Genomic DNA, 2,527 nt, shown 5'->3' on the forward strand with positions numbered 1-2,527 from the left:
GATGGTGCCCGTGCCGTTGCTGCCATTCAATGGCATCGAGAAACGTCGCTCGCCGGGCACGGCGGCCCGCGCCACCGCGGAAGCGGCGCTGGCGCTGGCGCTGCCCAGGGCGGTGACCTGGTAGAACCAGACACCCTTGGGCGGCGTGTCCGTGTGGGTCAGGAGTTCGGTGGCGGGGATGGTCGTCAAGTGAGTGAAGGGCCCGTTGGCACGGGCGGCGCGCTTGACCGCATAGGAAGTCGCACCCACGCTGCCCCACCACGACAGCACGACGCGGCCGTCGTGCACAGGAGCCGTGAGGCCGGAGGGCGCCTTCATCGGCCCGGCATAGGCAGGCCGGCGTTGCGTCAGCGTCGGGTACACCATGTCGTCGCCATTGCCCGACCCGTAGTTCCCTTCGCACAGCGGCAGCATGCGCGCGACGTTGGGCGCTGCCAGCCCCATGCGGTTCACGTAGTGGTTGTAGATAGGTTCCCAGGCGTTGCGGTAGTTCTGGAAGGACTGGTTGACCTCCGTCCACCTCGCCGTATGGGGCTGCGAGGGGTTGTGTTCCGGCGCGTACGGCATGGCGTAGACGTTGCCGTTCTCGTCCTTGAGGTTGGAGCGCGCCACGTACTCGGCCGCTGCGAGGAAGCGGTTGTTGTACATCCCGTAGAGGTCGTCACCCTGGTTCCAGGCCATCTCCAGCAGGTCGCCGCCGAGCGACATCCCCAGCGTCGAATGCCCCTGGTCGCGCCCGCTCTCCTCCCACTGCCCGAAATGACCCGGGTGCATGAAGTACACGCTGTGCACGATGGAGCCATTGCCGAACATGGCCAGCTCGCCTCGGTTGTTGCCCGCGTAGTAGTCGCAGGCCTGCCTGTACAGCTCGGGCCGGTCGCAGAACACGCCGATGGCCATGGCGCCACACAACGAGGCCATGTCCCAGTTGGCATGCGAGCCGAGGGAGACCTTCTTGAGAAACCCGGAGCAGATGCTGCCGAACACATCCAGCAGCATCTGCTGGAAGCGCGCCAGGCTCGCCGGCGCCCAACCTGGGTAGCTGCGCATCACCTCGCCGATCTGGGCAAACTGGTGGCCTTGCATGCCGGCCATCAGGATGTAGGTGTGGTCGTCAGGGGCGGTCGACCCTTCGGCCTTGGTCGCGACCAATTTCAGCGTTTGCGCCCAGGCATCCAGGGTCTCCACCGCCTTGTCGGCATAGCGGAGGTCGTCCGACAGCTTCCAGCGCAGCGCCAGGCACCAGGCGCGCTGGATGTCGCGGTACAGCGCGAACTTGCTGTTGTCTTGGCGGTAGACCGCCGGCTGCGGACTCGGCCAGCCATTAGTCAGCGACGTGAGGCGGTCGGCGCACAGCCTGTTCCACCAGCCCGTCCAGGGCTGCTCGCCGGCCGCGATATGACCACGGATGCGCTTGAAGTCGTCGTCCGTGACCAGCAGGCCGGTGTGGCGGAAGACGCCGCTGGCCGAGGCGGGCACCGGGCGGGTCTCGGCGAGCGCCGGCGCGCTGCACAGCAGCGGCAGAGCGGGCAGCAGGCCCAGGCCTGCAAGCAGGGAGCGCCGGGCGAGGGCGGGATGCGGGTCGTGCGTAGCGGTCATCAGGTCCTTCAAACTGCGTTGATTGCCGCGGGCCCATGCACCACGGTCAGCGCGCGTTTGTAGGGGCTGCGCCCCGAGAAATCGTGGCAGGAACCCCGCTACGGGGTTCTTTTACGGAACGTTTCAAGCATCGCATCTGCTGGCCAGCAGATAGCAATTCGCGCCCATCAGTAACGCATTGAAAAATTCTTATCCTGAGCAACATCGTTGGCTCTGGCTCTTGCTAACGTGCAAAGGCACAGTTTTCGGGAGTTAGCGCTGCCTACCCGCGACATCGCCTTCGTTCTTCATGTCGATGACCATCCTGACAGCTTGGTAACAACCAAGCTAATCTTGGATCGGCCAGGCGTTGAGGTTGTATCTGCGCTGTCGGCAGCGGTGGCGTTGGAGTTACTGCGTCAATATGAGTTCGCCTTGGCGTTGATCGACGTCAACATGCCTGGCGTAGATGGTTTCGAGCTCGCCGCGGCAATGCGCGGCGATGAACGCACAAATGAGGTGCCCATCATTTTTTTGACCGGGGCCAGCATCGACACCGAGCGAACGTTTCAGGGCTATGAAACTGGTGCGGTTGACTTTCTGATGAAGCCCGTTCCGCCGCTTGTGATGCAGAGCAAGGTGGCAGCCTTCGTAGCGCTGTACCTGCAGCGCAAGTCGCTGCGCGACGAGAAGGATGACCTCGAGCGGTTGCTACGGGCCAACCAGCGCATGGCAGCCGAACTGGCGCATGCACACGAACTTGCGGTCCAGGCAGCATTTACTGATGAACTGACAGGTGTCCCGAACCGGCGCCATATTTTGAAGCTTGCCGCTAGCGCTCTCGCGGACCCACGCCGGCATTCGCATCCCGTCTGCGTGGCGTTGCTGGATCTGGATCACTTCAAGAAAGTCAACGACACACACGGCCACGCCGGCGGAGATGCAGTGC

The 2,527-nt window shown here is 63.9% G+C and carries 2 protein-coding genes; one reads left to right on the forward strand and one right to left on the reverse strand.

Annotated elements, in window-relative coordinates; translation table 11 throughout:
- A partial coding sequence (locus AC1DU6_RS27090) for an alginate lyase family protein (protein ID WP_477860899.1) occupies positions 1 to 1,599 on the reverse strand: 1,599 nt, incomplete at its 3' end.
- A 207-nt stretch (positions 1,600 to 1,806) separates the two neighbouring features.
- On the opposite strand from AC1DU6_RS27090, the gene AC1DU6_RS27095 reads away from it, so the two are divergent.
- Positions 1,807 to 2,527 (forward strand): GGDEF domain-containing response regulator (locus AC1DU6_RS27095; protein ID WP_477860901.1); only part of this gene is annotated, 721 nt, incomplete at its 3' end.

The organism is Roseateles sp. P5_B10, from assembly GCF_056400485.1.